We start from the raw sequence: 1,026 nt of genomic DNA, 5'->3' as shown, positions 1-1,026 counted from the left end.
AGCTGTTTTTCAGCTGCAATGGCCGATCTCTGCAAAGACAACAGTTCATCAACCTTGGACAACAGTTCATCTATGCGAGCCTCGTCCCGTTGGATCCGTTCAGCGTCACGCTCACGGGCAGCCATCAGCGCTATTATCATTTTTGATTTTTCGTCAGGGGTCATATCTGAATATGGGTCTTCAAAAGGTGCAGGAGTCTCCTCCCGTTCCTTCAATTTCCTTGCGGAAGAAAGCTGTTTCATTCTTTCCAAATCATTCATATTCAGCATCTTTGTTGCTTCAAAGATACAAAAAAACAATGAAATAAAAGAATTTTTTACTACTTTTTAATTGATAATTATTTGATTATTAAACGTTTAACAACAGGGGATTCCAACAAGAGGATGACATCCTGCCAATTGATTGAATAAATACTTTCAGCACCATTACAGGTTACATGCATAAACTGGTAGCCGGGTCTGAAACGTTTCTCAAACATACTGTAAGACCGTCGGTCATAGCTGAACAAACGAACCAGACGTAAATCTTTAGACATCACGATAAAGACATCACCATCCTCAGGCTCACGGTTCAACTGTTGATGGATGATGGATAAGACCTTATCATATTTACAGCGCATATCATGAAAATCACGAACTAAGAAAAAACGATTTAGTCCTGTAATATTCAACATAAGCCCTCCAGTTTCTCCACTAAGCTTTTCAAACCTTCGTAGCTTAAATTTTTCTGACTGAGATGAACACCATTGCTCATGCGGATATCCACCAGGATTCGAAGTTCGGTATGACAAGAAAGCCGAGGATCCGATTCTGGCTTTACTTCCCGGATTGAGGAAGGACTTTCCGGCACTTCTGCTTCCGTTGAGGGAGAACCCAAAACCTGAACAGGAATTATCTTCTTTCGGGTATCCTTGTACCATTTGGAAAATAGGTTATAAGGAACTTGGTTGGACATACAAAATTTCTCAATAGAAACACCAGCAGGGATACCTTCCAATTTATAGCGCAAAAATAGACGCTCAAAATC

Annotated in this window: 2 protein-coding genes and 1 pseudogene; all 3 read right to left on the bottom strand. The window is 40.4% G+C overall.

Going from position 1 to position 1,026, the window contains the following annotated elements; translation table 11 throughout:
• Positions 1-260: pseudogene (locus I2I13_RS24395) on the bottom strand (IS66 family transposase); the annotation flags it as partial.
• A 77-nt stretch (positions 261-337) separates the two neighbouring features.
• Complete coding sequence (gene tnpB / locus I2I13_RS24390; protein ID WP_099147683.1) at positions 338-673, bottom strand: IS66 family insertion sequence element accessory protein TnpB; 336 nt, start codon at positions 671-673, stop codon at positions 338-340.
• On the bottom strand, positions 667-1,026 hold a 360-nt coding region (locus I2I13_RS24385), incomplete at its 5' end, for a hypothetical protein (RefSeq protein ID WP_229128722.1). The genes I2I13_RS24385 and tnpB, both read right to left, overlap by 7 nt.

Origin of the sequence: Bacteroides sp. D55t1_190419_B8 (assembly GCF_015558905.1) — a bacterium.
Lineage (GTDB): Bacteria > Bacteroidota > Bacteroidia > Bacteroidales > Bacteroidaceae > Bacteroides > Bacteroides vicugnae.
Note: the sequence above shows the minus strand (reverse complement) of the source record. Positions and strands in the feature narration are given on the sequence as shown.